The following is a 603-nucleotide window of genomic DNA, read 5'->3' as shown; positions in this document are numbered from 1 at the left end:
CCATAACCTTTTGATCCGTAGTCAAACGCTCTATCCAATTGAGCTACGGGCGCATATTATAAATGGTACCGAGGGCCGGACTCGAACCGGCACGGGGTCAACCCCCGCAGGATTTTAAGTCCTGTGTGTCTGCCATTCCACCACCCCGGCAGCATATGTGGAGCGGAAGACGGGGCTCGAACCCGCGACCCCAACCTTGGCAAGGTTGTATTCTACCACTGAACTACTTCCGCGTATACTGCTTATAACTTATAAATTTAAATGGTGCGGGTGAAGGGACTCGAACCCCCACACCGAAGTACTAGATCCTAAGTCTAGCGCGTCTGCCAATTCCGCCACACCCGCAATATTCTCTTTTGAGAAAATGGTGAGCCATGAAGGATTCGAACCTTCGACCCTCTGATTAAAAGTCAGATGCTCTACCTACTGAGCTAATGGCTCAAAAGAGTGCCGACTAGAGGACTTGAACCCCCAACCTACTGATTACAAGTCAGTTGCTCTACCAATTGAGCTAAGTCGGCATATGGTGGAGGATGACGGGCTCGAACCGCCGACCCCCTGCTTGTAAGGCAGGTGCTCTCCCAGCTGAGCTAATCCTCCAAC

General features: G+C 51.6%; 6 tRNA genes. All 6 read right to left on the bottom strand.

What is annotated here, in order from left to right:
* Window positions 1–63: 63 nt before the first annotated feature.
* Window positions 64–150: transfer RNA gene (locus RAH41_RS22510), tRNA-Leu, on the bottom strand.
* An 8-nt stretch (window positions 151–158) separates the two neighbouring features.
* Window positions 159–233 (bottom strand) — tRNA-Gly (locus tag RAH41_RS22505).
* A gap of 29 nt (window positions 234–262) precedes the next feature.
* A tRNA-Leu gene (locus RAH41_RS22500) sits at window positions 263–345 on the bottom strand.
* Between the two features lie 20 nt (window positions 346–365).
* A tRNA-Lys gene (locus tag RAH41_RS22495) sits at window positions 366–441 on the bottom strand.
* A gap of 7 nt (window positions 442–448) precedes the next feature.
* Window positions 449–521, bottom strand: a tRNA-Thr gene (locus RAH41_RS22490).
* Between the two features lie 3 nt (window positions 522–524).
* A tRNA-Val gene (locus RAH41_RS22485) sits at window positions 525–600 on the bottom strand.
* Between the last annotated feature and the right edge of the window lie 3 nt (window positions 601–603).

The sequence above is a fragment of the Gottfriedia acidiceleris genome (assembly GCF_036421055.1).
In the GTDB taxonomy this organism is placed as follows: domain Bacteria; phylum Bacillota; class Bacilli; order Bacillales; family Bacillaceae_G; genus Gottfriedia; species Gottfriedia acidiceleris_C.
This window is presented reverse-complemented; position numbering and strand designations above follow the sequence as displayed.